Annotated in this window: 22 protein-coding genes; 15 read left to right on the top strand and 7 right to left on the bottom strand. The window is 73.3% G+C overall.

The window, feature by feature from the left end; translation table 11 throughout:
• The first annotated feature begins 256 nt into the window (after positions 1–256).
• The 6 genes from ACFV6D_RS15645 to ACFV6D_RS15670 all read left to right on the top strand — a co-directional run bounded on the left by ACFV6D_RS15645 (position 257) and on the right by ACFV6D_RS15670 (position 6,835).
• Positions 257–1,036, top strand: a complete 780-nt coding sequence (locus tag ACFV6D_RS15645) for a hypothetical protein (protein ID WP_079135393.1) — start codon at positions 257–259, stop codon at positions 1,034–1,036.
• A gap of 1 nt (position 1,037) precedes the next feature.
• Positions 1,038–2,873 carry an asparagine synthase (glutamine-hydrolyzing) gene (asnB, locus tag ACFV6D_RS15650; protein ID WP_380560104.1) on the top strand — a complete coding sequence of 612 codons (1,836 nt, stop codon included), beginning with the start codon at positions 1,038–1,040 and terminating at the stop codon, positions 2,871–2,873.
• The gene (locus tag ACFV6D_RS15655) at positions 2,870–3,400 is read left to right on the top strand and encodes a flavin reductase family protein (protein ID WP_380560106.1); all 531 of its coding nucleotides are present in this window, start codon (positions 2,870–2,872) and stop codon (positions 3,398–3,400) included. Before asnB (ACFV6D_RS15650) ends, ACFV6D_RS15655 begins: the two co-directional genes overlap by 4 nt.
• Positions 3,401–3,427: 27 nt before the next feature.
• The gene (locus ACFV6D_RS15660; protein WP_380560108.1) at positions 3,428–5,005 is read left to right on the top strand and encodes a 4-hydroxyphenylacetate 3-hydroxylase family protein; all 1,578 of its coding nucleotides are present in this window, start codon (positions 3,428–3,430) and stop codon (positions 5,003–5,005) included.
• Positions 5,002–5,844: a class I SAM-dependent methyltransferase gene (locus ACFV6D_RS15665; RefSeq protein WP_363369481.1), complete on the top strand. Its 843-nt coding sequence runs from the start codon at positions 5,002–5,004 to the stop codon at positions 5,842–5,844. The genes ACFV6D_RS15660 and ACFV6D_RS15665 overlap by 4 nt, the downstream gene beginning before the upstream one ends.
• 112 nt (positions 5,845–5,956) lie before the next feature.
• Positions 5,957–6,835, top strand: a complete 879-nt coding sequence (locus ACFV6D_RS15670; protein WP_380560109.1) for a helix-turn-helix domain-containing protein — start codon at positions 5,957–5,959, stop codon at positions 6,833–6,835.
• A gap of 42 nt (positions 6,836–6,877) precedes the next feature.
• On the opposite strand, the gene ACFV6D_RS15675 is transcribed toward ACFV6D_RS15670, so the two are convergent.
• Positions 6,878–8,131: an MFS transporter gene (locus ACFV6D_RS15675; protein WP_380560111.1), complete on the bottom strand. Its 1,254-nt coding sequence runs from the start codon at positions 8,129–8,131 to the stop codon at positions 6,878–6,880.
• A 325-nt stretch (positions 8,132–8,456) separates the two neighbouring features.
• Between ACFV6D_RS15675 and ACFV6D_RS15680 the strand changes: the two genes are divergently transcribed.
• Positions 8,457–9,344, top strand: a complete 888-nt coding sequence (locus ACFV6D_RS15680; RefSeq protein ID WP_380560112.1) for an alpha/beta fold hydrolase — start codon at positions 8,457–8,459, stop codon at positions 9,342–9,344.
• Positions 9,345–9,358: 14 nt separating this feature from the next.
• Here ACFV6D_RS15680 and ACFV6D_RS15685 read toward each other — a convergent pair whose 3' ends face one another.
• A complete protein-coding gene (locus ACFV6D_RS15685; RefSeq protein ID WP_380560114.1) occupies positions 9,359–10,498 on the bottom strand; it encodes a hypothetical protein in 1,140 nt (379 codons plus the stop codon).
• Between the two features lie 554 nt (positions 10,499–11,052).
• Between ACFV6D_RS15685 and ACFV6D_RS15690 the strand changes: the two genes are divergently transcribed.
• Both ACFV6D_RS15690 and ACFV6D_RS15695 read left to right on the top strand, forming a co-directional pair.
• Positions 11,053–11,430 carry a hypothetical protein gene (locus tag ACFV6D_RS15690; protein ID WP_380560116.1) on the top strand — a complete coding sequence of 126 codons (378 nt, stop codon included), beginning with the start codon at positions 11,053–11,055 and terminating at the stop codon, positions 11,428–11,430.
• A 151-nt stretch (positions 11,431–11,581) separates the two neighbouring features.
• Complete coding sequence (locus ACFV6D_RS15695; protein ID WP_380560118.1) at positions 11,582–11,809, top strand: DUF6059 family protein; 228 nt, start codon at positions 11,582–11,584, stop codon at positions 11,807–11,809.
• 19 nt (positions 11,810–11,828) lie between these two features.
• On the opposite strand, the gene ACFV6D_RS15700 is transcribed toward ACFV6D_RS15695, so the two are convergent.
• Together ACFV6D_RS15700 and ACFV6D_RS15705 are read right to left on the bottom strand one after the other, a co-directional pair.
• On the bottom strand, positions 11,829–13,166 hold the full coding sequence (locus ACFV6D_RS15700; protein WP_380560120.1) for a cation:proton antiporter: 1,338 nt from the start codon (positions 13,164–13,166) through the stop codon (positions 11,829–11,831).
• A gap of 99 nt (positions 13,167–13,265) precedes the next feature.
• The gene (locus tag ACFV6D_RS15705) at positions 13,266–14,510 is read right to left on the bottom strand and encodes an FAD-dependent monooxygenase (protein WP_380560122.1); all 1,245 of its coding nucleotides are present in this window, start codon (positions 14,508–14,510) and stop codon (positions 13,266–13,268) included.
• Positions 14,511–14,684: 174 nt separating this feature from the next.
• Between ACFV6D_RS15705 and ACFV6D_RS15710 the strand changes: the two genes are divergently transcribed.
• The 4 genes from ACFV6D_RS15710 to asnB (ACFV6D_RS15725) all read left to right on the top strand — a co-directional run bounded on the left by ACFV6D_RS15710 (position 14,685) and on the right by asnB (ACFV6D_RS15725) (position 19,361).
• On the top strand, positions 14,685–15,965 hold the full coding sequence (locus ACFV6D_RS15710; protein ID WP_279634872.1) for a beta-ketoacyl-[acyl-carrier-protein] synthase family protein: 1,281 nt from the start codon (positions 14,685–14,687) through the stop codon (positions 15,963–15,965).
• Positions 15,962–17,170: a ketosynthase chain-length factor gene (locus tag ACFV6D_RS15715; RefSeq protein WP_380560124.1), complete on the top strand. Its 1,209-nt coding sequence runs from the start codon at positions 15,962–15,964 to the stop codon at positions 17,168–17,170. The genes ACFV6D_RS15710 and ACFV6D_RS15715 overlap by 4 nt, the downstream gene beginning before the upstream one ends.
• Before the next feature lie 104 nt (positions 17,171–17,274).
• Positions 17,275–17,529, top strand: coding sequence for an acyl carrier protein (locus tag ACFV6D_RS15720; protein WP_063346342.1), 255 nt, complete (start codon positions 17,275–17,277; stop codon positions 17,527–17,529).
• Positions 17,530–17,531: 2 nt separating this feature from the next.
• Positions 17,532–19,361: an asparagine synthase (glutamine-hydrolyzing) gene (asnB, locus tag ACFV6D_RS15725; protein ID WP_063346341.1), complete on the top strand. Its 1,830-nt coding sequence runs from the start codon at positions 17,532–17,534 to the stop codon at positions 19,359–19,361.
• On the opposite strand, the gene ACFV6D_RS15730 is transcribed toward asnB (ACFV6D_RS15725), so the two are convergent.
• The gene (locus ACFV6D_RS15730; RefSeq protein ID WP_063346340.1) at positions 19,345–19,842 is read right to left on the bottom strand and encodes a MarR family winged helix-turn-helix transcriptional regulator; all 498 of its coding nucleotides are present in this window, start codon (positions 19,840–19,842) and stop codon (positions 19,345–19,347) included. The genes asnB (ACFV6D_RS15725) and ACFV6D_RS15730 overlap by 17 nt on opposite strands.
• A gap of 176 nt (positions 19,843–20,018) precedes the next feature.
• On the opposite strand from ACFV6D_RS15730, the gene tcr3 reads away from it, so the two are divergent.
• Both tcr3 and ctcQ read left to right on the top strand, forming a co-directional pair.
• A complete protein-coding gene (gene tcr3, locus ACFV6D_RS15735) occupies positions 20,019–21,551 on the top strand; it encodes a tetracycline efflux MFS transporter Tcr3 (RefSeq protein ID WP_380345791.1) in 1,533 nt (510 codons plus the stop codon).
• Between the two features lie 133 nt (positions 21,552–21,684).
• A complete protein-coding gene (gene ctcQ, locus ACFV6D_RS15740) occupies positions 21,685–22,260 on the top strand; it encodes a flavin reductase CtcQ (RefSeq protein WP_380379901.1) in 576 nt (191 codons plus the stop codon).
• Between the two features lie 96 nt (positions 22,261–22,356).
• On the opposite strand, the gene ACFV6D_RS15745 is transcribed toward ctcQ, so the two are convergent.
• On the bottom strand, positions 22,357–24,012 hold the full coding sequence (locus ACFV6D_RS15745) for an NAD(P)/FAD-dependent oxidoreductase (RefSeq protein ID WP_063346338.1): 1,656 nt from the start codon (positions 24,010–24,012) through the stop codon (positions 22,357–22,359).
• Between the two features lie 17 nt (positions 24,013–24,029).
• Complete coding sequence (locus ACFV6D_RS15750; protein WP_063346337.1) at positions 24,030–25,067, bottom strand: methyltransferase; 1,038 nt, start codon at positions 25,065–25,067, stop codon at positions 24,030–24,032.
• Positions 25,068–25,105 lie beyond the last annotated feature (38 nt).

Consider the following 25,105-nt stretch of genomic DNA (forward strand, 5'->3'; position numbering starts at 1 on the left):
CTTCGCCGGCACGCCCAGCCGGGCGCCCAACGCCGCGCGCTGATCCGACGCGAATTGTCAGACCCGCCCTCCGTCGTGTTCCGGCCGCCTCCCGCAGGTGACCTTCGGAGCATGCGCGAGGCGACGATCGGCGCCCTGAGCGGCGCCGTTCGGGGCTACCGGGGCGCCCGGCCAGCTCCGTAGCGTGGCGGGAAACGACCACCACACGACGGTCCGAAGGATCGTCCAGCCGAAGGGAGATGGCCCGATGGGGGGTGTGTCCGACAGGACCGGCGGTCCGACCGGTTCCACCGGTGCGGCGGGTGCCGACGCCGGCCCGCGCACGGCGGTGCTGGCCGCCGCGAGCCACCGGAGCCCCGGCGCGGAGCAGCCGAGGTCCCCGTACCGCGCGATGTCGGACGCCGAGCGGTCGGCGCTCTGGCGCCAGCGGCTGCACGAGGCCGAGGCGGGCCTGACGCGGTACCTGGTGTCGCGCGGGAACGGGCTGCACCTGACCGACTGGTTCGTGCTGCAGTCCGAGCTCTTCGCCGACCTCCCCGCGCCGGACGCCCCGGCCCCGGAGTGGCAGCGGGTGTTCTTCCGCGACCAGGCACTGATGGAACGTTTCCTCGTGCGCCGCTACGGCGAGGAGGGGCTGGGGGACTGGGCCCGGTCCAATGCCGAGGTGCACCGCGAGGTCGAGCCCGACCACGGCCGGGGCGCCGCCGACCCGATCCACCGGATCGCCCGGCAGGCCGAACTGTACGGCTCGGAGTACGAGTTCGACGACGAGGAGCCGCCCGGCGCCGAGCACGCGGCGCTCACCATCACGCACTGTGCGATCTGGGACTACCGCGAGAAGGCCCGCCGCTCGGGCGTCCAGCTGACCCTCGCCTCGCCCTGCACCTACTGCACCGAGGCGCTGTCCGCCAACATCCGCGCCAAGGGCTACCGGCCCGCGCACCGCCTGACCAACGGCCCGACCGGCCACGGCTGCCGCTGGGAGTCGAGCGCCGCAGCCGGGCCCGCCGCCAACGACGAACCGGGGGAGTCCTGAGATGTGCGGTGTCACCGGCTGGATCGACTGGGACACCGACCTGCGCCACCAGGCGCGGACGGTCCGGGAGATGACCGCCACCCTGGCCTGCCGCGGCCCGGACGCGGACGGCGTCTGGCTCTCCCGGCACGCCGCGTTCGGCCACCGCCGGCTGTCCGTGATCGACCTGGACGGCGGGGCCCAGCCGCTCGCCGACCGCCCGGGGCCCGACGCCGGCGCCGTCCTCTGCTACAACGGGGAGCTCTACAACCACCGCGAGCTGCGCGCGCAACTGCAGGCCCTCGGGCACGTCTTCCGGACCCGCTCCGACACCGAGGTGGTCCTGCGGGCCCACCTCCAGTGGGGCAAGGACGCGCCGACCAGGTTCAACGGCATCTTCGCCTACGCCCTGTGGGACGCCGCGCGCGAGGAACTGCTGCTGGTCCGCGACCACCTCGGCATCAAGCCGCTGTACTGGCACGCCCGCGCCACCGGGGTGCTGTTCGGCTCCGAGCCCAAGGCGGTGCTCGCGAACCCGCTGTTCCGCGCCGAACTGGACGCCGAGGGCATCGCCGAACTGTTCGCGCTGCCCGCCGCGCCGAGCGCCGGCCACGGCCTGTTCCGCGGGCTGCACGAAGTCCGGCCCGGCCACCTGGTGGTCGTCGGCCGCGGCGCCACCCGCGAACTCCGCTACTGGCGGCTGGAGTCGGCCGAGCACCGGGACGACGCCGCGACCACCCGCGGCACCGTCCGGGACCTGCTCGCCGACGCCGTCGAGCGGCAGCTGATCAGCGACGTGCCGCTGTGCACCCTGCTCTCCGGCGGCGTCGACTCCAGCGCCGTCACCGCGCTGGCCGCGGCCGCCCGCGAGCGGGCCGGCCACGGGAAGATCGCCAGCTTCTCGGTCGACTTCCCCGGCAGCACCGACCGCACCCCGGACGCCTGGCGGACCACCCTCGACGCCCCGTACGTGCAGGCCGCCGCCGAGCACATCGGCACCCTGCACACCACCGTCCTGGTGCCCGACGACGACCTGCTGGACGCCCGCGACGCCGTCCTGCGCGCCCGGGACCGGCCCGGCTGGGGCGAGATGGACGCCTCGCTGCACCTGCTCTTCCGCGAGGTGCGGCGGCGCTCCACGGTCGCGCTCTCCGGCGAGGCCGCGGACGAGATCTTCGGCGGCTACCCGTACTTCCACGACGCGCAGGCCGTCGCCGCGCCGACCTTCCCGTGGCTGCACGGCAAGGCCACGCCGGCGGACCTGCTGCGCCCGGACGTCCGCGCCGAGGTACGCCCCGAGGAGTACACCGCCGCCGCCTACCACCGCTCGCTCGGCGAGGTGTCGCGCCTGCCCGGCGAGTCGGCCGCCGACGCGCGGATCCGCGAGGTCTTCCACCTCGCGCTCACCCGCTGGCTCCCCCCGCTGCTGGACCGGGTGGACCGGGTGTCGATGTCGGTAGGCCTGGAGGTGCGGGTGCCGTTCTGCGACCACCGCCTGGTGGAGTACCTCTGGAACGTCCCGTGGGCGCTCAAGGCGCCGGACGGGCGGGCCAAGGGCCTGTTCCGGGACGCCGTCCGGGACCTCCTCCCGCCGCAGGTCGCCGACCGGCCCAAGAGCGGCTACCCGTCCACCCCGGCCGTCCGCTACACCGAGGTGCTGACCGCCCGGGCGCACGAGCTGCTGGCCGACCCGAACGCGCCGGTCTTCGAGCTGGTGGACCGCGAGCTGGTCCGCCGGCTGCTCGCCGAGGGCCGCCCGCTGCCCAGCCCGCGCACCGCGCCTAACCCGGTGGGCGGCCTCGACCACCTGGTCCAGGTCGACGAGTGGCTGCGCGCCTACCGGGTGGGGCTGCGATGAGCGGCCCCGCGGCGGCCGTGACCACGGCGAAGGCCGCCGAGGAGGCCTTCCGGGCCGCCTCCCGCGGCTGGACCACCGGGGTCGCGGTGGTCACCACCCGCGCGGACGAGGAGGTCTTCGCCAAGACGGTCTCCTCCTTCAGCACCCTCTCCCTCGACCCGCTGCTGGTCACCGTCGCGGTCAGCCGCCACAGCCCGCTCGTGGCCGCGGCCCGCGCCGCCGGACGGTTCGGCCTCTCGGTCCTGACGGACGGCCAGTCGGCGGTGGCCCGGCGCTTCGCCACCCCCGGGGCCGGGCGCGCGCTCGGCGGCTTCACCGCGGTGCCGATGCGCACGGCCGTCACCGGTGCCCCGCTCGTCGACGACGCCCTGGCCTGGTTCGACTGCCGGCTGCACGGCACCCTGCCCGGCGGCGACCACACCATCCTGGTCGGCCGGGTCGCCGCCGCGGACCGCGGCGACGGCGACCCGCTGCTGTACCACGACGGCCGGTACCGCGTGATCGACCCGAAGCCCTTGAACCCTTGAACCCTTGACATCAAACGGAGTTGGCGCATGACACTGCTGGGCACCATCACCGGCCGCGGCGCACCCGCCACCGCCCGCGGCCTGCTGACCGGCGACCGGTACCGGGCCGAACTGGACGACGGTCGCGAGCTCTACCTCGACGGCAAGCGCATCGCGAACCCCGCCGAGCACCCCGCGTTCCGCCCGGCCGTGGACGAACTGGCCCGCCTGATCGACCTCCAGCACGACCCGGCCCACCGCGACCTGCTCACCTGGGAGGACCCGGACAGCGGCCTGCGGCTGGCCCGCGCCTACCAGCCCCCGCGCACCCTGGAGGACCTGCGGCTCCAGCGCCGCAGCGCCGAGCTGTGGCACGCTGAGGCACTCGGACAGCAGGGCCGCTCACCCGCCTTCATGGCCTCGATCGCCGTCGGCGTCTACGACTTCCGGCACCGGCTGGCCGGCGCCGACCCGCGCTTCGGCGCCAACGCCGAGGCGTGGTACCGGCATTGCGCGAGCAACGACCTGGTCCTCTCGCACGCCCTCGGCGACCCGCAGATCGACCGCTCCGCCAACCCGCTGGACGACCCGGACCTCGCCCTGCGCGTCGTGGAGGAGAACGACCGGGGCATCGTGGTGCGCGGCGCCAAGCAGCTCACCACGCTCGCCCCGATCGCCCACGAGGTGCTGGTCTACCTCTCGGCGTCGTTCACCGAGGGCCGGGGCGAGCAGTTCGTGACCTGGTTCGCCCTGCCGCTCAACACCCCCGGCCTGATCACCCTCGCCCGCGAACCGCTCGGCAGCGCCTCCTGGGGGCACGCCCACCCGCTCGGCGCGCGGTTCGACGAGCAGGACGCGATGCTCTTCTTCGACGACGTCCTGGTGCCCTGGGACCGCGTCTTCCTGCTGCGCGACGCGAACCTGGCGCGCACCGGCCTCGGCCGGATCAACGCCTGGAGCGCCTACGTCGGCCACATCCGCTACCGCGAGCGGCTGCGGACCCTGCTGGCCAGTGCCACCCTGGTTGCCGAGTCGATCGGCGTGGACGGCTTCCGCAACATCCAGGAGGACCTGGGCCGCCTCGCCGGGTACGCCGAACTGACCGAGTACTTCCTCGACGCCGCCGAGGCGCGCGGCGGCCTCACCGACGGCGGCCTGTTCGCCCCCGGCGACACGGCGGCCTCCCGGGTCTGGTCGGCCGAGGTGGCCGGCAGCGCGGTCGAGATCGTCCGCAAGATCGGCGCCTCCGGGCTGCTCATCCAGCCCACCGCCGGCGACCTCGCCAACCCCCGGCTGCGCCCGCACCTGGACCGCTACATGCGCGGCCGGGACATCGACGCCGAACGCAAGGCCCGGCTCTTCCGGATCGCCTGGGAGCTGACCGGCGACGGCTTCGGCCAGCGCCAGGACCTCTACGAGTACGTGCACCGGGGCGACCTGGCCCGCAACCGGATCAACCTCTTCAAGCGCTACGACCAGAGCGCCGCCCGCGAACGGCTGCTGAAGCTGGTCGACCAGGGCGCCGCGGAGCAGCCCGCCGTCGTGGAGCCGTCCGCCGCAGAGCAGCCAGCTACCGACCAGCCGTCCACCGCACAGCCGTCCACCGTGGAGGAGAACCAGCCGTGAGCACGTCCGCCGTCGAGATCCAGGCCCGCACCCTCGCGGGGTACGCCGACGCCAGCCGGCTGCGCCAGGTCCAGGACCGTGACTGGGTGCTCGACCAGGTCACCGGAGCCCCCGAATCCCTGATCGACCTCGGCAGCGGGATCGGCCAGCTGCTCCAGGAGGCCCTGGAGCGCTTCCCCTCCCTGCGGCGCGCCGTCGGCCTGGAACGCTCCGAGCACCGCATCGCCGAGGCCGCCGCCCGGCTCCAGCCCTACGGCGAGCGGGTCGCCCTGCACCGGGCCGACCTCACCGTGCCCGAGCCGCTGCCGTTCCGGGCCGACCTGATCACCCAGACCTCGGTGCTGCACTGGCTGTACCCGGACGAGGAGCGGATCTTCGCCTGGGCCGCCGCCCACCTCGCCCCCGGCGGCCGCTTCCTGCTCACCACCTACCACCCGGCCCGGGACGAGCGCGGCCTCGGCGGCGAGGACGAGCTGGTCCGCGACGCCCTGGTCGCCCTCGGCACCCCGTACGACGAGGTGCCCGGCGTCCTGGAGCGTGCCGGGGTGCTGCCGATCGCGACCCGGACCAGGACCGTCGACGAACTCGCGGCGGTGGTGGGCCCGCACCTCGCGGTGGCCGGCCACCTGGAGCGCGACGCCGTGGTCACCGTCGACGGAGCCGCCCAGTACGAGCACTTCCACGCCGCCACCTTCGGGGACTACTACAGCCGTGCGGTGCCGGCGCAGCAGCGGCCCGCCTTCTTCCGCGCCGTCGGCGAGAGCGCCTGGCGTCGGCAGCAGGAGCGCGGCCACGTCAGCCACATGCCCGTCCGGCTGTGGCAGCTGACGTCTCGTTAACAACATGTGTAGCCCGCCGCTCACCCCTGGGGTGGGCGGCGGGCTGCGTCTACGCTGGTGGCAGCCCACACCCCCGCATTCGACGGCACCGACCAGGGCCGAGGAGCCAACCGTGTCAACTCCCCCCGCAGGCAGGGAACTCGGCGCCTTCCTGCGCGCCCATCGCGAGCTCCTCAAGCCCTCCGACGTCGGCCTCACCGCCACCACCCGGCGCCGCACCCCCGGTCTGCGCCGCGAGGAGGTCGCCTCCCTCTCCGGCGTCGGCCTGGCCTGGTACACCTGGGTCGAGCAGGGGCGGGTCACCGCCTCCCGGCAGGTGCTGGAGGCGATCGCCCGGGTGCTGCGGCTGGACGCGGCCGGGCTGCGGCACGCCATGCGACTGGCCGGCTACCACGAGCCGACGGCGGCCGCCGCCTCGGAGGACGGCGCCGGCCGGCTCGCCGAGGCCATCCGGCCGGTCCTGGACTCCTGGCCCACCAGCCCGGCCGTCCTGCTCGACCGCCACTTCGACCTGCTCGGCTGGAACGCCGCCTGGGTCGCGCTCTGGGGCTCGCCCGAGTTCGTCCCCGCCGACCGGCGCAACCTGATGTGGGTGATGGCCGCCGACCACCGGGTGCGGGCCGTGTTCCGCGACTGGGAACCGCTCGCGATGAACGTCTTCCAGCAGTTCCGGGCGCAGGCCGGCCCCGCCCTGGCCGACCCCCGCACCGGCGAGGTCTACCGGCACCTGGACGAGGACGCGCCCGAGTTCCGGCACTGGTGGGGCTGCCACTCGGTGGCGGAGCTGACCGTCCGCACCGTCACCGTCGAGCCGGCCGGGCTCGGACCGGTCCGGCTGACGCTGTCGTCCTTCCACCCGGTGGACGACCCGACCGCGACGGTGCTGCTGTTCACCCCGCACGGCGCCGCCGACCGGGCGCGGATGACCGAACTCGTCGAAAAACCGTTGCGCGCGGTCGGCGGCGTGGAGGGGGAGCGCCGGGTCGGCTGAGCCGCCGGCCCTGCCGGGCATCCCGGCCGTTCCGGCGGGGCCTCAGGTGCCCGATGCGGTGGACCGGCGCAGGCCGAGGCTGACCGCCAGCGCGCCCAGGGCGGCCACCAGCGCGAGCCCGGTGCCGATCAGCAGGGTGCCGTCCGCGACGTTGCCGAAGGTGCCGATCGCCCAGGCGCCGAGGCCGGTGCCCGCGTACATGGTCGAGGTCAGCCACGCGCTGGAGGTCGCCCGCAGCTCCGGGGCGATGGTGCCGGCCAGCGTCTGCTGGTCCGTCACGAAGCCTCCGGAGGCCAGGAACCACACCACCACGCCGGCCAGGGCGAGGACCAGGCCGGGCCCCTTGGCCGCCAGCGCGACGCCCGCCGCCAGCAGCACGCCCCACAGCGGCAGCATCGGCAGGTCGGAGCGCCCGGCGGTCCTGGCCCGGTCCCCGAGCCGGCCGCCCAGCAGCGAGCCGACCAGGCTGCCCGCACCGACCAGCACGCCCACCAGGCCCAAGGCCTGCACCGACAGGTCGAAGCGCTGCACCAGCACCGCGCCGAGGAAGGTGTAGGCGCCCAGGTTGGCCGTGTTGAACACCGTGTTGACCAGCAGGGCGCGCCGCAGCGTCGGGTCGGCCCAGCCCGCCAGGATCGCCCGGACCGCCCCCACCTGCGGCGCGGCCGCCTGCGCCGAACGGCGCTGGACCTGGCTCAGCAGCAGCGGCACGGCCGCCGCGGTGCCGATGGTCAGCGCCCAGAACGCCGACCGCCAGCCGGCCAGTCCGGCGAGGAAGCCGCCGAGCGGCACGCCGATCACCTGGCCGCAGGAGAACAGCGCCATGCCCAGGCCGAGGGCCCGGCCGCGCACCGCCTCCGGTGCGGTCTCGGCGATGTGCGCCCAGATCGCCGGCCCGGCCGCGGCCGCCGCCAGCCCGGCCACCGCGCGGGAGACGACCAGCAGCGTCAGCCCGGTGGAGAGGGCGGCCGCCGCGTTGGACACGACGAACAGCAGGGTGCCCGCCACCAGGGTGCGGCGGCGGCCGAACCGGTCGCTCAGCAGCCCGAGGAAGGGCGCCGCGACGGCGTACACCAGCACGTAGGCGGTGACGCTGGAGGCGGCGGCCGCCTCGGTGGTGTGCACCGAGTCCGCGATGGTCGGCAGCAGCGGCGACACCAGGAAGGTCTCCGTGCCGAACAGGAACAGCAGGAGGAACACTCCCGCGTAGCGCCACCGTTCGAAGGCCTGGGCCGGCGCCAGGGGCGGGACGTCCTCGGCCTGTTCGGGCCGGGTCGGGTCGGAGATGCTGCTCACAGCGATCACCACCTTGTCGTGCGAGGGAGCGGCCGGGCCTTCGGACGGCAGGCGGGAGCGGCCGCGACGGGAGGGCAGGAGTCCGATGCGGCCATCCTGCGGACGGCCCTCGCGGCCAGCCAGACAGGCGGTCATCCTGTGACCCCAGGTCACAGGCTGTCGCCCTGGTCCGGCCGGTGGCACGGCGGCCGACTACTGACCGTCCCCGCCGTCCCCGCCGCCCCATCGACCCTGCGGGTCGGCCGCGGGTGGTCGCGATCACCGGGGAAGTGAGGTTAGGCTAACCAAACTTGATGGACGGTCGAGGGTGAGGGCGGTGCCGGGGATGCACAGTCAGGGTGAGCCGGGGCGGGCGCGGACACGGGACGGCCGGGAGCTGTTCTACATGCGGCGGCCGGGGCCCGGCGGCGAGGGCGTGCCGACGGTCGTGCTGGAAGGCGGGCTCGCCTCCAGCCGCTCGTGCTGGGCGCCGGTGCAGCTCCGGCTGGACGGGGTCGCGGCGACGGTGGCGTACGACCGCAGCGGGCTCGGCCGCAGCGCGCCGGACCCCGCGCCGCGCCCGCTGCGCCGCCTCGCCGAGGACCTCAACGACCTGCTCGACCACCTCGACCACCTCGGCGGCCTCGGCCCCGGGCCGTTCGTCCTGGTCGGGCACAGCTGGGGCGGGCCGATCGTCCGGATCGCCGCCGCGGCCCGCCCCGAGCGGATCGCGGGCCTGGTGCTGGCCGACCCGACGGACGAGTCCTGCGACCTGGTGTTCGCGCCGTCGGTGCGCCGCCAGGAGCGGATCGGGCAGGCGGTCAGCATGCTGCTGGCCCGTACCGGCCTGCTGGCCCGGGCCTTCCGCCCGATGCTCGACGCCCTTCCGGCGGACGCCGCGGCCGAGATGCGCGAGGAGGGGTTCACCGTCTCCACCATCCGCACCCGGGGCGCCGAACTCGGCTCCGTCGTCGCGGACTTGACCGCCATGAAGGAGAACCCGCCGGCCCTGGGCGGCATCCCGCTCACGGTGGTCTCGGCCGTCCGGACCTCGACCGGCATGGGCTCGAAGGTCCGGGAGACCGTGAACGCCTCGCACGCCCACCGCGTCGGCCGGGCCGAGGTCGGCCGCCACGTACTGGCGGCCGACGCCGACCATCTGGTGCCGACCAGCGACCCCGACACCCTGGCGCGCGAGATCCGGCGGATCGTCGAGGGCCGGGCACCCGCCTAAAAATTGACTGGCCGTCAGTTTCCGATGATCTCCAGGCTGGCGACGATGCCCGGAACGCCGCCGGGGTAGGTGTTGCCGCCGAGGTAGAAGGTGTGGCCGTCCGGGGCGAGTGCCAGGCCGGTGGCGAGTTCCACCTTCTGCGGGTTCACCGTCTCGGCGGGGACGAGCGCACGGGCCTCGGTGTCGTAGGAGAGGATCACGCTGTTGTAGTGGTAGCCGGGAGGGGTGGGTCCGCCCGGGGTGACGAAGACGGTCGACTTGGAGATGAAGTACAGGCGGCTTCCGTCCGGGCTGACGACCGGGTAGCGGAGGTCGGTGTTGCCCGGCGCGAAGTGGAAGTTCTCGGTGACGGTGTCGGTCTCGGTGTCGACGAGGTAGTCGCTCTCGTAGCCGCCGAGGCCGTACAGCGTGCTGCCGTCGGGGCTGAGCACCGCGCCGCCGGAGGCGCCGTGTCCGGCGGTGAGGGTGCGGACGGTGGTGAGCGAGGTGGGCGTGGCGGCCAGGTGGACCAGGCCGGCTCCGGTGGTGACGTACAGGTCCTGGCCGTTGGGGCGCAGGACGATCGAACCGACGCTGAAGTCGGTGACGCCGACGGAGGCGGTGAAGGTACCGGTGGCGGTCGAGTACGCGAGGACCCGGGCGGGCTGGAAGCCCCAGCGCTGCCGTGGCCCGTTCTGGGCCAGGTAGACGCCGGCGCCGTCCGGGCTGACCACGAGGGAGCTCGGTGAGCCGTCCACGTACCCGTCGGGGTGCGGCTGGACCGGGAGCAGGACGTCGGCGGCCACCGTGTCGCTGTCGGTGTCGATGGTGACCAGGTGCTGCGCCCCCACGGTCGCGTACAGCCGCGTGCCGTCGGGGCTCATCGCCAGCGCGCTGACGAAGGAGTTCGCGGCGGTGGAAAGGGTGAGTCGGGCGGTGATCCCGCCGGTCCGGGTGTCGACGACCTTGACCGCGGGCGTGCCGCGGGGGTCGTCGGTCACCCCGACGTAGGCCTTCGTGCCGTCCGGGGTGACGGCGGTCGTCGGGTACGCGTACCCCACCGGGACGACCTGGGGGGCCGTGGTGGTGGCGGGCTGTGCGGTGGCGACCCCGGTTCCGGTGGTCAGCAGCAGGCCGACCGATGCCGCGGTGCCCAGCCAACGGGCCCTTGCCATGAGCGACTTCACGAAATCCTCCCCTGTGACACACGATGCGTCCGCATCGGCGGGAGCCAGAGTATGGGGCGGGGAAAGCGAGTTGGGCGCCGATGACGCAGTCGACGATTCGGCGTAGACGCCATGGCGCCCATGCCTACGGCACATGACGGGGCGCGTGACGGGGCACACGGCGGGCGCGACGCTGCCCGGATCGCCGCCGCTCAGCGCATGACGCGGCCCCGCTCAGCGCGTGAGCCCCGCTCAGCGCACGAGGCGGCCCCGGTGCCGGGGAATCCGTGCACCGGGGCCGCCTCGTCGTGCTGTCGTGCTGTCGTCCGGCGGCCCGCGGTGGCGACGTGTGGCCGTCCGTGCGTACGGAACGCGTCAAGATGTCCGGCGGCGGCAACCGGGTGGGCCGGAACGACCGTCCACGCCGTCAGAAGCACTGATCGATCGTCAGGGGAGCCCGGCCGTCGGGCCGGACTGCCCCTGGCGCGGCATCGTCGTAGGGCGACGTCCGGTAGGCGCCGTCCGAGTCCGCGTCCGACCGACCACCACATGGGGGAACGCTCATGACACAGCTGCTCATCGAAGAGAACTTCCAGCACCTCGACGGCCAGGACGTGGAGTCGCTGATCGAGGCCCTCGCCGAGTTCGGTCTGAACGCGGAGCCCACCCAGCCCCGCACGGGGACCCGAAACGGCGAGTGGGCGCTCGTCCTGCACTGGCTCGGGGACGACATCGGGCCGATCACCGAGGACGCCGTGACGACGGCGCTCGTCATGGCGGTGACAGAGGTGCTGGGCCGGGCGCACTCGGCCGAGCCCGGCGGGACCAGCGTGCGGCGCCGCACGCTGCCGGTCCGCATCGACATCCGCGGACGTACGGGAGAGCTGATCACGTCCGTTGCGGTGCCGGGCGCGAAGGCGGCGCCGTCGGCTGCGTCGTGATGGCACGGCAGGGCCGCGGTGGCCGGGCGGCGTGCCGCAGCCGGCCCCGTCGCCTCCCGCGGCTGAAGCGCGGTGGCGGTCGGCTGGAGGTGGCCGACCCGCTCGAACGCTGCTGTACGGGCGCTCCGAGGCGGCCCGCCATCCTCGGCGGATGCGCTGCTCACTGCTCGGTTCCTGCCTGCGCTCGCTGCTGCGAGGCCTGATCGCCCTCGGGCAGCTGTCGGGGTACGCCCCGCCGGTCGCGCCGCCGCCTCCCGCTGGTCCCGGGCCGGGCCACCCGGAGCGGCTCCGCCCCGACCTGCCGCTCAGCGACGTCGAGAAGGAGCTGCGCAGGCAGCTGCGCGACATCTCCGGTGGACCGGTGCCGCGCGACTTCTGACCCCTTCGGGGCCGGACGGTCAGGAGTTGCTGGACACCGCCTCGGGGGCGGCCGAGCGGGCGCGGAGCGATGGTGGTGGCGTGCCCCGCGGGGCGACGCGTCGCAGCAGCGGCCCGGTCATCAGGGTCGTGACGAGGGCCATGACCACCATCGCGCTGAACATCCGGGTGTCGATGACGCCGAGCCGGTGGCCCACGTTCAGGATGACGAGCTCGGTGAGGCCTCGGGCGTTGAGCAGGATGCCGAGGGCGGCCGCCTCCCGCCTGGTCGAGCCGGTGAGCCGGGCAGCGGCGGCGGCACCGGCGAACTTGCCGACGCAGGCCGTCACCAGCACCGCGGCCACGATGACCAGGCCGTGCCACCCGATGCCGGTCAGGTCGACGGCCAGCCCCGTGACCGTGAAGAAGGCCGGCAGCAGGAGGAGGCCGGCCTGCTCGATGCGCTCCGGGACCTCGGGCGCGAGGGCGTCGATCCGGTCGCGGGGCACCGCCGCGCCGAACATGAAGGCGCCGAAGACGGCGTCCAGGCCGATCTCGCCGGTGACCCAGGCAGAGAGCAGTGTCCCGGTGACGAGGACGGCGTGGATCCACGGTCCGCCGACGGCGCGGCGCCGCTCCGGCGCCAGCAGCCAGCCGAGGGCGGGGCGGACGACGCAACCGAGGACGAGCACGACGACGACCGTGTTCAGCGCCAACCGTCCGAGCGCCCAAGGGCTCTGGGCGTTCACCACGGCCACTACCACGGCCAGCGCACACCACGCGAGGAAGTCCTGCAGGGCGGCGCAGGCGAGCGACAGGGTGCCGAGCGGATCCTGGTGCATCCCGCGTTCGGCGATGATCCGGGCGAGGACGGGGAAGGCCGTGATGGACATCGCCGTCCCCAGGAACAGGGCCGGGCCCAGCCAGCCGGTGGTTCTCAACTGGGAGGCGTCAAACCAGGGTTGGAGCAGCACCGCGAGGCCCAGGCCGAGCGCGAAGGGCAGTGCGACGGAGCTGAGCGACACCGCCGTCACCCGGCGCCCGGCGCCCCGCAGATGGGCGGTGTCGAACCGGTACCCCACGATGAACATGAAGAAGATCAGGCCGAGTTGGGAGAGCACCCGCAGATGGGGCTGGACCTCGGGGGGGAACAGGACGGCGTCCAACCGTCCCGGGAGCAGACCGATCAGGCTGGGCCCGAGGGCGACCCCGCCGACGATCTCACCCATGACGGCGGGCTGGCGCAGCCGGACGGCCAGTCTCCCGCAGACGAACGCGGTGCCGAGGATGACGGCCAGGGCGACGAGCACACCGCCCGCCGTCGCCGCCTCGGTCGGCCCGGCGGCCGACAGTTGATGCGGATCGATCAGTGGAGTCATCACGCTCTACCTCTTCGCTCGGTGCCCCGGTGAGGGCGGCTGCCAGGCCGGTACGGGAAATGGGGTGACGTGCCGGGAGGGGTGGGGGGAGGGCGCCGGTCACCGCCCGGTGGAGCCGAGCAGATCGGTCCGCAGCCGGACGGGCGAGGTGCCGAAGGCGATCCGGCGCAGCATCGCGCCGTAGAGCGGGGTCCTGGACACCAGAGCCGCCGTCCGCGGGCGGATCGCCGAGGAGAGGCGCCCGGTGGAGAGCATCATCCGGCTCTGGATCCGCTGGATCCGGGTGATCCGGTCCACCTCGGGCCTGCGCAGCGCTGTGTACCGGTCGAGCCGGGCCGCGCCGGCGTCGGCGCTGCGCACCGCCTCGACCAGGACGGGGTGAGCCGCGACGGCGTCCCGAATGGCGAGGTTGATGCCCTGCGCGCCGATCGGGCTGTGGGTGTGGGCGCTGTCGCCGATCAGCACCAGCCCGTCGCGCACCCACTCCTCGGCGCTGCCGGAGAAGACGTCGAGCAGGGACAGGTCCCCGAAGCCGGTGATCTCCTCACGGATGCGCTCGGCGTACTCCGGTGCGGCGTGGCACAGTTGCTCGATGATGTGGTCGGCTCCCCGGTCGGCCAGCCGACGGAAGCCGCCGTGCGGGAGCGTCCAGCCGAGCTGGAGCGAGTCGGGCACCGAGAAGTAGCTCAGGACCGGATTGCCGCCGGCCCGGAAGACCCGGACGTCCCGCGTGTGCCCGGTGCTCCGCTGCGGCGCTCCGCTCAGCCGGAACCAGAGGACGTCCTGGCTGAACAGCTCCTGGCGCCGGTAGCCGATGCCGGCGAGGGTGCGGATCTTCGAGAAGCGGCCGTCCGCCGCGACCACGCACCGCGCCCGGATCACCTGCTCGCCCGCGCCGCCGGGCCCGGCGGCGACCGCCCCGCGGACGACGCCGCCCTCCTCCACCAGCCCGCTCGCCCTGGTGCCCGCCAGGTAGCGGAAGCCGTCGTGCCGTGCGCAGGCGGCCAGCAGCTCGGCCAGCAGGTGGCGTTGTGGCAGGCTCAGCAGGCAGTTGTACGGTCCGGGCAGCCGTCGGTAGTCACCGTTGATGAGGATCCGGCCGCGCTCCTCCAGCAGGAAGCGTTGGTGCTCGACGGCGCCGTGCGCCCGCGCCGGGCGGAGGACGCCCAGCTCGTCCAGCAGTGCCTGGCCGCCGGGCTGGAGGATCTCGCCGCGGTACGTCCGGTCCAGCGAGCGGCTGCGTTCCAGCAGGGTGACCCGCACGCCGGAGCGGACCAGGAGCAGGGCGAGCGTCAGCCCGGCGGGGCCGCCGCCGACCACGCAGATGTCGGTGTCGATGTCCATGCGACCAGAGGCTAGGCAGCACTCCTCAACGCCGGTTCGCGCGGCGGGCCGCGCGGCAGGTGGACGGCGGCTCGAATCCGCCGCGAGGGCGGGAGCCGACGATCGGTGCCGGCGGATTTCTTCTCACGGACAGGAGGCGATCGGGTATGTCGGATGCGGAGCGGGGGAGCAGCGGTGTCAGGTGAGGACGGGCGGCGCCGCGTGGTGGTGACCGGGATGGGGGTGGTGGCCCCCGGCGAGGTCGGCACCAAGGCGTTCTGGGAGTTGCTGACCGCGGGCCGGACGGCGACCCGGACGATCTCGACGTTCGACCCGTCGCCGTTCAGGTCCCGGGTGGCCGCCGAGTGTGATTTCGATCCGGTGGCCAGTGGTCTGACCCAACGTCAGATTCGGCAATGGGACCGCACCGCGCAGTTCGCCATGGTGGCGGCGCGCGAGGCACTGGCCGACTCCGGGGTGTCGGGGTCGAACGATCCGCTCCGCACCGGGGTGATGGCCGGGACGGCGTGCGGGATGACGATCAGCCTCGACCGCGAGTTCGCCGTGGTCAGCGACGAGGGCCGGCGGCAGCTGGTCGACGACGCCCACGGTGTGCCCTATCTGTACGACTACTTCGTGCCGTCCTCGATGGCGACCGAACTGGCCTGGCTGGTGGAGGCCGAGGGGCCGGTGGGCGTGGTCTCGACCGGGTGCACCTCCGGTATCGACGTGATCGCCCACGCCTGCGACCTGATCCGTGACGGCGAGGCGGACGTGATGCTGGCCGGTGCGTCGGACGCGGCGATCTCTCCGATCACGGTGGCCTGCTTCGACGCGATCAAGGCGACCTCGCCGCGCAACGACGAGCCGGAGAGCGCCTCGCGGCCGTTCGACCTGACCCGCAACGGCTTCGCCCTCGGCGAGGGCGCGGCGATGTTCGTCCTGGAGGAGCGCGAGCACGCGCGCCGACGCGGCGCGCACGTCTACGCCGAGGTCACGGGGTACGCCGGGCGCTGCAACTCCTACAGCATGACGGGGCTGCGGCTGGACGGGAACGAGATGGCGGAGGCGATTCGGGTCGCGCTCGACCGGAGCCGGATGAATCCCGAGGACATCGCGTACGTCAACGCGCACGGCTCGGCCACCAAGCAGAACGACCGGCACGAGACGGCCGCGTTCAAACGGAGCCTCGGCGAGCACGCCTACCGGGTGCCGGTCAGCTCGATCAAGTCGATGATCGGGCACTCGCTGGGCGCGGTCTGTGCCCTGGAGTTCGCCGCCAGCGCGCTGGCGATCGAGCACTCGGTGGTTCCGCCGACGGCCAATCTGCACGTGCCCGATCCCGAGTGCGATCTGGACTACGTGCCGCTGGTGGCCAGGGAGCAGCGGGTGTCCACGGTGCTCAGCGTGGCCAGTGGTTTCGGTGGCTTCCAGAGCGCGATCGTGCTGGCCGAGCCGGAATGGAGCGGGGCATGACGAAGGTCGTGGTGACCGGTATCGGCGTGGTGGCGCCGAACGGCTGGGGTGTGGAGGAGTACTGGGAGGCCACGCTGGCCGGCCGTTCGGGCCTCGGCCCGGTGACCCGCTTCGACTCGGCCGGCTACCGGGCGCACGTGGCCGGTGAGGTGAACTTCCGGCCGGAGGACCATCTGCCGAGCAGGCTGCTGCCCCAGACCGACCACATGACCAGGCTGGCACTGGTGGCGGCGGAGGAGGCCCTGGCCGACGCGGGGGCGGACCCGGCGACGATGCCGGACTTCGCCGCCGGGGTGGTCACGGCCGCCTCCGCCGGCGGGTTCGAGTTCGGGCAGCGGGAGCTGACGGCGCTGTGGAGCAAGGGCCCGGCATACGTCAGCGCGTACCAGTCCTTCGCCTGGTTCTACCCGGTCAACACCGGGCAGATCTCGATCCGGCACGGCATGCGGGGCCCCGGCTCGGCGCTGGTGGCCGAGCAGGCGGGCGGGTTGGACGCACTGGCCAAGGCGCGGCGGCACGTCCGGGAGGGCACCGCGTTGATGCTGGCGGGCGGGGTGGACGGCTCGCTCTGCCCGTGGTCGTGGCTCTGCCTCACCCGCAGCGGCACGGTGAGCCCGGAACGGGACCCACGGCGGGCCTTCCTGCCGTTCGACGCCGACGCGTCGGGCGGGGTGCCGGGGGAGGGCGGTGCGCTGCTCGTCCTGGAGGATCCCGAGCGGGCGGCCGGGCGCGGGCAGCGCCGCCACTACGGGGAGGTGGCCGGCTACTCGGCCACCTTCGACCCGCGCCCCGGTTCCGGGCGTCCGCCCGGGCTGCGGCGGGCGATCGAGGCGGCGCTGGCCGACGCCGGGGCCGGCCCGTCCGACATCGACGTGGTCTTCGCCGACGCCAGCGGGGTGGCCGAGCGGGACCGGGCGGAGGCCGAGGCGCTGAGCGCGGTGTTCGGACCGCGCGGGGTGCCGGTGACGGCGCCCAAGACGATGACCGGCCGGCTGCTCGCCGGGGGTGCCCCGCTGGACGTGGCCGCGGCGCTGCTGGCCATGCGGGACTCGGTGATCCCGCCCTCCGTCCACCTCGGACGGCCCGCCTTCGGTGAGCTGGACCTGGTGGGGGACCGGCCGAGGCCGTCCCGGCTGGGGAGCGCGCTGGTACTCGCCCGTGGGCACGGCGGGTTCAACAGCGCGCTGGTGCTGACGGGTTGCTGACCGACCGCTGACCGACTTCCGACCGACTGCGGGCGAGCCGCGGAAGCGGCCGCCGAAGAACCGACCGACGATCGACCGACGATCGACCGAACTGAGGAAACGCCATGGCAGAGTTCACCCTTGACGATCTGATCACCACGCTGCGCGAGGCCGCGGGCGTCGACGAGGGCGTCGACCTCGACGACGTCCTGGACGTGCCCTTCGAGGCCCTGGGCTACGACTCGCTGGCGCTGTTCAACACCGTCAACATGATCGAGCGGGACCGGAGCATCGCGCTGCCGGACGACGTCGTGGTCGAGGCCAGGACCCCGCGGCAGCTGCTGGCCGCGGTCAACCTGAGCCTGACCCAGGTGGGTTGAGCGTGTGCGGCATCGTTGGGGCGGTCGACTTCGACGCCTCCCCCGAGCAGCGCCGTGATCTGCTGCAGGCGATGACGGACACCATGGCCTGCCGAGGGCCGGACGCCGAGGGGCTCTGGTTCGGCCCGTGGGTCGGCTTCGGCCACCGCCGGCTGGCGGTGATCGACCCGGCGCACGGGCAGCAGCCGATGACCGCCCGGCACCGGGGCCGCGGCGCGGCGATCACGTTCGCCGGCGAGGTCTACAACTTCCGTGAGTTGCGCGCCGAGTTGATCGCGCTCGGCCACCGGTTCCGGACGGCGTGCGACACCGAGGTGGTGCTCCGCGGCTACCTCCAGTGGGGTGCCGCGCTGGTGGACCGGCTCAACGGCATGTACGCCTTCGGCATCTGGGACGAGCAGGCCGAGGAACTGCTGCTGGTCCGCGACCGGATGGGCGTCAAACCGCTGTACTACTACCCGACAGACACGGGCGTGCTGTTCGGCTCGGAGCCGAAGGCCGTCCTCGCCGACCGCGCGGTGCCGCGCAGGGTCGGCGCGGAGGGGCTGTGCGAGGCGCTGGACATGGTCAAGACGCCCGAGGCGGCCGTCTTCTCCGGGATGCGCGAGGTCCGGCCCGGCCAACTCGTCCGGGTCGGGCGCACCGGGGTGCGCCGGCACACCTACTGGCGGCTGGAGGCCCGTGAGCACACCGACGACCTGTCCGCGACCATCGGGACGGTGCGGGAGCTGCTGTCCGACACGGTCGCGCGCCAGCTGGTCTCGGACGTGCCGCTGGGCTGCCTGCTCTCCGGAGGCCTCGACTCCTCGGCGGTGACGGCGCTGGCGGCCCGGTCGGGGCCGGTGCGCTCGTTCTCGGTGGACTTCCGGGGCGCGGCGGACGGCTTCGCCCCGGACGCGGTGCGCCAGGCGCCGGACGCGCCGTTCGTCCGCGACCTGGCCCGGCACGTGGGTGCGGAACACCGCGAAGTCCTGCTGGACAGCGGCGATCTGACGGATCCGGCGGTGCGCGCCGCGGTGCTGCGGGCCACCGACCTGCCGCCCGCGTACTGGGGTGACATGTGGCCCTCGCTGTACCTGTTCTTCCGGGCGGTGAAGCGGGAGTGCACGGTGGCGCTGTCCGGCGAGGCCGCGGACGAACTGTTCGGCGGCTACCGCTGGTTCCACAACCCGCTGGCCCTGCGCGCCACCACCTTCCCCTGGCTCACCTCGGGTTCGGCACGCTACTTCGGCGGCCGCTCGCTGTTCCAGCAGGGACTGCTGGACAAGCTCGACCTCGACGGCTACCGGGCCGCGCGGTACTCGGAGGCGCTCGCCGAAGTGCCGGTGCTGCCGGGGGAGTCCGCCGATGACCGTCGGATGCGCGAGATCACCTATCTCAACCTGACCCGGTTCGTGCAGACCCTGCTCGACCGCAAGGACCGGATGAGCATGGCGGTGGGCCTGGAGGTTCGGGTGCCGTTCTGCGACCACCGGTTGGTGGAGTACGTCTTCAACGTGCCGTGGGCGATGAAGTCCTTCGACGGCCGGGAGAAGAGCCTGCTGCGCGCGGCCGTCGCCGACCTGTTGCCGCGGTCGGTGGTCGAGCGGGTCAAGACCCCGTACCCGGCCACCCAGGACCCGGGCTACGAGGCCGTGCTGCGCGCCGAACTCGCCCGGCTGCTGCGCGACGCGGACGCCCCGGTCCTGCCGCTGCTGGACCTCGGGCGGGCGCGGGCGGTCGTCGACCGGCCGCTGGGCGCGGTGAGCCGCCCGTACGACCGGGGGAGCCTGGAGCTGGTGCTCTGGCTCAACTCCTGGCTCACGGAGTACGAGGTCACGTTGGACCTGTGAGATCCGCGGTGCCACTGTCGCCCGCGACCGACGGGGGCAGTTCGTCGGCCAGCGCCGCCCGAAGGCCACGCAGCACTCGCAGCGTGGCCTTCAGGTCGTCCGGGTCCAGTGGCGAGGCCAGGTGTTCCAGCCAGCGCCGCTCGGCCGGCTCCAGCAGGGCGAGTGCGTCGGCGCCCTTCGCGGTCAGCGAGACCAGCGGTGCGCGCCGGTCCGCCGGGTTGGGGCTGGTGGTGGCGAGGCCGTCCTCGACCAGTTTGACCACGGTCTGCTGGACGGCCTGGCGGCGCAGCCCGCGCTCCCGCGCGAGGTGCGCGGCGCTGTGCGGACCGTCTGCCAGCAGGCCGAGGACCTGCCATCGCGCGGAGGTCAGCCCGAACCGGCCGGACAGCCCGTCGCCCGCGCGCAGCAGGGCGCCGTTGACGGCGAACAACTCGGTGGTGATCTCGCTCAAGGTATCTGCCACGGGGGAGAGGTCGGTCATGACGGAAGCCTAATCGCAGCACGCTCGCGCGATTTCGACAAGAGCTTGTCATTTACTCGAGGTGGGCACTACCCTCAAATTGACAAGAGCTTGTCGATTTTGTGTGTCGGGCCCGGGTTGTGCGGTCGTCCGGCACCGCACGGCGGGCCGACCGAAACCGCATGGAGAAACAGGACATGGCAAACCTCGCCTCGCAGACCGACGAGGCCGTCGCGGACGACGCCGGCCCGGCCGGCTTCACCCACCGCCAGATCATCACGGCCCTCACCGGACTGCTGCTGGCAGTCCTGCTCGCCGCACTCGACCAGACCATCGTCTCGACCGCGCTGCGCACGATCGGCGACCAGCTGCACGGGCAGACCGTCCAGGCCTGGGTCATCACCGGCTACCTGGTCAGCTCCACGATCGCGATGCCGTTCTACGGCAAGCTCTCCGACATCTACGGCCGCAAGCCGCTCTACCTGGCGGCGATCGTGGTCTTCATCGTCGGGTCGGCGGCCTGCTCGCTGGCGAACTCGATGGAGACGCTCGCCGTCGCCCGCGTGGTCCAGGGACTCGGCGGCGCCGGGCTGATGTCGCTGCCCACGGCCGTCATCGCCGACCTCGCCCCGGTGCGGGAGCGCGGCCGGTACTTCTCCTACCTGATGATGGCGTGGGTCGCGGCCAGCGTGCTCGGCCCGCTGGTCGGCGGGCTGTTCGCGGGCGCCGGCGAGATCCTGGGGGTGACCGGCTGGCGCTGGGCCTTCCTGATCAACGTGCCGCTCGGGCTGGTCGCGCTGCTGAGCGTGCGCAAGGCACTCAACCTGCCGCACCAGCGGGTGAACCACCCGATCGACTACCGGGGCGCCGTCACCCTCGCGCTCTGGCTGGTGCCGCTGCTGGTCGTCGCCGAGGAGGGCCTCGACTGGGGCTGGGGTTCGGGCCGTTCGCTGGTGCTGTACGCCGTCGCCGCGCTCGGCCTGGTGCTGTTCGTCCTGGCGGAGCGGGCCCGGGGCCTGGAGGCGATGGTCCCGCTGCGGCTGTTCAAGCGGGGCGGGATCACCCTGGCCACCGCAGTCAACTTCACCATCGGTGTCGGCATCTTCGGTACGGTCTCCACCCTGCCGCTCTACCTCCAGCTGGTGCAGGGCCGGACCGCCACCGTGGCCGGGCTGGTGATCATCCCGCTGATGACGGGCGCGATCATCTCCCAGATGGTCTGCGCGAAGATCATCAAGAAGACGAACCGGTTCAAGAAGCCCGCCATCGTCGGGCTCGGTTCGATGGCCGGCTCGCTGCTGGGGCTCTCCACGGCCGGCGCCGATACCCCGCTGTGGGTGGTGGTGGTGCTCACGGCGTGGCTCGGCCTGGGCATCGGGCTCTCCCAGACGGTCATCACCCTGGCCATCCAGAGCGCGGCGCCCCAGTCCGAGCTGGGCGTGGCCAACGCCGCCTCCGGCCTGTTCCGTCAGCTCGGCGGCACGGCGGGCGCCGCGGTCTTCATGTCGGTGCTGTTCGGCGTCGCGGCCGGCCGGATCGGCGGTGACCTGAACGGTGACGAGGCGGTGCGCCAGGCGCTCTCGGACCCTGCCACGAGCGGTGGCCTCGCGGCCCGCACGATCGACGCCTTCGCCGCCGGCTTCCAGACGATGTTCCTGGTCGGCGGCCTGATCCTGGCGGTCGGCTTCGTGCTCACCTTCCTGCTGCGGGAGCTGCGCGACGAGGAGTGACCGCGCGTCCGAGGCAACCCGCGTACCCCTGGTCCCGCTCCCGGGCCAGGGGTACGCGGCGTACCCGACGGCGACTCGAACGCGCCCGACGAGCATGGGGACACCGCACCGGACTGCCGAGAGTGGAGACCCCATGCCCACCATGCCCCTACCCCTGCCCGAGGACCTCGCCGGCGACTGCGTCGACGGCCCGACCTTCCTGTCCATCATGGGCGCGCTGCCCACCGGAGTGACCGTGGTGACCACCCTGGGCGCCGACGGCGAGCCGTACGGGTTGACCTGCTCCGCGGCGTGCAGCGTCTCCAAGACGCCGCCGCTGCTGCTGGTCTGCATCCATCGGGAGAGCCGGGTGCTGCGGGCCGTGCTGGACCGCGGCGAGTTCGTGGTGAACGTGCTGCGCGGTGGTGGTGAGGACACCTCCGCGCTGTTCGCCTCGGCCAGTGGCGACCGCTTCAGCGGCGTCCGCTGGGAGCCCAGCCGGCTCGGTGGCCTGCCCACCGTGCCGCTGGACGCCGTCGCGCACGCCGAGTGCCGGGTCGCCGCGGCCCTCGACGCCGGCGACCACACGATCGTGATCGGTGCCGTCGTGGACGGTGCCGCCCGGCCGGAGGTGCCCAGCCCGCTGATGTACTGGCGCCGCTCCTACGCCCGCTGGCCGGTCGAGGAGGACCCGAGGACCGTCGCGCTGACCCTGGCGGCCGAGGGCTGAGCGGCGCGCCGACGACGGAAGGGGCCGCGTCCGGGGATCAGCTCCCCGGGCGCGGCCCTCGGCGGTCCCGCCGGCCGTCCTCGGCCGGACAGGACCCTAGCTCCTGCGCATGGCGGCCTTGACCTCCTCGGCGCTGGCGGCCAGCAGCTCCCGGATCTCCGGGCGGGGGTGGTCGGTGGCCCACTGTGCGAGCTGGATCATCTTCTCGGCCGTCGGGTTGATGTGATGGGTGTCGGGGTCGTTGAAGCCCAGCGCGGGCAGCATCCAGTCCGACTCCCGCACCCGCTGCTCCAGGGTGGCGGCGGCCTCCTCGGCCGTCATCCGCTTGGCGTCCACGGCCTCGCACAGCTCGGTGAGCTCGTCGAAGGCCTCCTTGTAGAAGTCCAGCGGGCACCACAGCCCCGGGTACGGGTTGTCGTCCAGGGCCTGGCAGTGCGTGTCGTCACCGGTCTCCTTGGTCGCGGTCAGCGCGTTGAGGATGCGCTTGCCGCCGATCACGCTGGCCGAGGCCCAGATCCGGAACACCGAGTTCCACAACGGGTAGTGGGAGAAGGAGATGAACGAGTTGTTCACCAGCCGGTCGTTGTAGTCCAGCAGGCCCTGCTCCAGCCGCTCCACGTAGGCGAACCGCTCCAGCGAGAAGTCGTCCTCGCGCAGCGCCGCCATCAGCCGCCAGGACAGCGCGTTGATGATCTCGCAGGTGTTGGACAGCCCCCGGGAGAACAGCGGGTCGATGAACCCGGCCGCGTGCGACATCAGGCACCAGCGCTCGCCGACCGTCCGGGTCGAGGAGTACTGCATCCGGTCCGTCCGGACCCACTCGCGCACGCTCCGGGCGCCCTCCAACTGCCGCCGCACCGCGGGGAAGCGGTCCACGTGGGACCAGAACTCCTCCTCGGCGGTGAGGTCCTGGCGCGCCGGGTACGTCCTCGGGTCGAGCTGGATGCCCACGCTGCACAGGGGATTGGTGGCCCCGGGGTGGTTGTCGAACGGGATGATCCACATCCAGCCGCGCTCGAAGATGTGGTGCATCGTCCCGTCGTTCCACGGCACCGGCGGACGCAGCCCGTCGGGCGTGTCCAGGTGGTCGTCGATCGCCTCCACCCCGACCATGTGCGTGAAGATCGAGCGCGCGTGGTGCTTGAGCCGGCTGGGCTCCTCCCGCAGCCCCAGCTGCTTGGCCAGCGGCGAGCGGAACCCGCTGGCGTCGACCAGGTAGCGGGCGCGGTAGCTGCTGCCGTCCGCGCCGACCACCGTGACCCCGTCGTCGTCGAGGTCGACGCGCTCCACCCGGTAGTCCTGCCGCGCGTCGCAGCCGTAGCGGACAGCGGTGTGGAACATGTACGCGTCGGTGTCCTGCCGGAAGAAGTGCGCGGCGTTGCCGACGATCCCGGGGATGCGGAACTGGCTGGTGAGGTTCGGGTCCGGCTCCTCGCCGTCCTCGTGGAACATGAACCCGAAGTTGCTCTTCTGCCCGTGCGCGCTGCTCACGTTGGCCAGCACGTCCTCGAAGCTCGCCAGGTGGGCGATCTCCGGGATCCCGTACCGGTCGGCGATCAGCCGCAGCACCACCAGCGTCTGCCCGATGGTCGACTCGCCGACGGCGAACCGGGGGTGGTGGGTGCCGTCGAGCAGCAGGACGCGGAAGTCCTGCTTGGCCAGGATCGAGCCGAGCATGGTGCCCGACAGGCCGGTGCCGACGATGACCACGTCGTACGGCTGTTCCGCCTGCGGTGTGGCGTGCTCCGTCACGTCGTTCTCCCTTCCGTTCAGGCGGGCTTGACGCCGATGGCGAAGTGGTCCCGGGTGATGGTGTCGGTGGCGGTCACCCGGTCGACCGTGAAGCCGGCCTCCTCCAGGTAGTCGCGGGCCTGCTGGAGCGAGTACGCGGAGCTGTCGTCCCGGATCATGGTGTGGTTGATCCGTTGCAGCAGGACCTCCGGGTCCCGCTCGTCCGGGTCGATCATGGCGTCGTAGAGCACCACCGCGCCGCCGGGCCGCACCGCCTTGTGGGCGCGCCGCAGCAGCTCCCGGCGGTCGTCGACCGGCCAGTCGGGCAGCACGTGGCCGAGGATCACCACATCGGCCTCCGGCATCGGGGAGGCGAAGAAGTCGCCGCCGTGGAAGGTGACCCGGTCGGCCGTCCCGGCCGTGCTCACCAGCTCGTCGAAGAGCGGGCGCAGCGCCGGCAGGTCGAAGACGGCGCCCCGCAGGTGCGGGTGGGCCGAGGCGATCCGGGAGGCCACGTTGCCGCGCGCGCCGCCGACGTCCACGAAGGACGTGTAGCGGCTCCAGTCGAGCTGGCGGGCCAGCTCGTCCGCGGTGAACCCGTTGTGGGCGTCCATGTGCGCCATGACCTGGCGGGCGCGGTCGAGGTCCTCGTAGTGCTTGGGGTAGGCCAGCGGACCCTGCGCGGCGACGGCGGACTTGGCCTTGCCGTCGCGCAGCGCGTCGGTCAGCTGCGCCCAGGCGTGGAAGTGCAGCCGGGCGTGCTGCTGGGCGGTGCCGCCCAGGTAGGTCGGAGCGTCCGGGAGCAGGAACTCCTCGGCGAGCGGGGCGGCGCGGTAGCGGCCGTCCTCGGCCGTCAGCAGGTCGAGGCCGACCAGGGCGTCCAGGAAGTCCTTGAACAGCCGGTGGTTGACGCCCAGTTCGGACCGGATCTCGTCGACGCCGGCGGAGCGGTCCGCCAGTAGCTCGAAGAGGCCGAGCTCCACCGCGCTCTGGAGCGCCTTCGCTTGGAAGTAGGCGGTGTTGAGTGCGACGATCCGGCGCGCGCGGGCGGCGGGGCTGCCGGTGACTGAAGTCATCTTCTCCCTCTCTCGGTGTGCTGCGGGTGTCGTGCGGG

Source organism: Kitasatospora sp. NPDC059812, assembly GCF_042732075.1.
Classification (GTDB): Bacteria; Actinomycetota; Actinomycetes; order Streptomycetales; family Streptomycetaceae; genus Kitasatospora.

What these genes read in the sequence shown, in the direction of transcription:
- ACFV6D_RS15685 (WP_380560114.1), bottom strand. Translation starts at nt 10,498, where the DNA reads ATGGCAAGGGCCCGTTGGCTGGGCACCGCGGCATCGGTCGGCCTGCTG.
- ACFV6D_RS15680 (WP_380560112.1), top strand. Translation starts at nt 8,457, where the DNA reads ATGCACAGTCAGGGTGAGCCGGGGCGGGCGCGGACACGGGACGGCCGG.
- ACFV6D_RS15700 (WP_380560120.1), bottom strand. Translation starts at nt 13,166, where the DNA reads ATGACTCCACTGATCGATCCGCATCAACTGTCGGCCGCCGGGCCGACC.
- tcr3 (WP_380345791.1), top strand. Translation starts at nt 20,019, where the DNA reads ATGGCAAACCTCGCCTCGCAGACCGACGAGGCCGTCGCGGACGACGCC.
- ACFV6D_RS15750 (WP_063346337.1), bottom strand. Translation starts at nt 25,067, where the DNA reads ATGACTTCAGTCACCGGCAGCCCCGCCGCCCGCGCGCGCCGGATCGTC.
- ACFV6D_RS15720 (WP_063346342.1), top strand. Translation starts at nt 17,275, where the DNA reads ATGGCAGAGTTCACCCTTGACGATCTGATCACCACGCTGCGCGAGGCC.
- ACFV6D_RS15655 (WP_380560106.1), top strand. Translation starts at nt 2,870, where the DNA reads ATGAGCGGCCCCGCGGCGGCCGTGACCACGGCGAAGGCCGCCGAGGAG.
- ACFV6D_RS15705 (WP_380560122.1), bottom strand. Translation starts at nt 14,510, where the DNA reads ATGGACATCGACACCGACATCTGCGTGGTCGGCGGCGGCCCCGCCGGG.
- ctcQ (WP_380379901.1), top strand. Translation starts at nt 21,685, where the DNA reads ATGCCCACCATGCCCCTACCCCTGCCCGAGGACCTCGCCGGCGACTGC.
- ACFV6D_RS15660 (WP_380560108.1), top strand. Translation starts at nt 3,428, where the DNA reads ATGACACTGCTGGGCACCATCACCGGCCGCGGCGCACCCGCCACCGCC.
- ACFV6D_RS15730 (WP_063346340.1), bottom strand. Translation starts at nt 19,842, where the DNA reads ATGACCGACCTCTCCCCCGTGGCAGATACCTTGAGCGAGATCACCACC.
- ACFV6D_RS15690 (WP_380560116.1), top strand. Translation starts at nt 11,053, where the DNA reads ATGACACAGCTGCTCATCGAAGAGAACTTCCAGCACCTCGACGGCCAG.
- ACFV6D_RS15695 (WP_380560118.1), top strand. Translation starts at nt 11,582, where the DNA reads ATGCGCTGCTCACTGCTCGGTTCCTGCCTGCGCTCGCTGCTGCGAGGC.
- asnB (WP_380560104.1), top strand. Translation starts at nt 1,038, where the DNA reads ATGTGCGGTGTCACCGGCTGGATCGACTGGGACACCGACCTGCGCCAC.
- ACFV6D_RS15715 (WP_380560124.1), top strand. Translation starts at nt 15,962, where the DNA reads ATGACGAAGGTCGTGGTGACCGGTATCGGCGTGGTGGCGCCGAACGGC.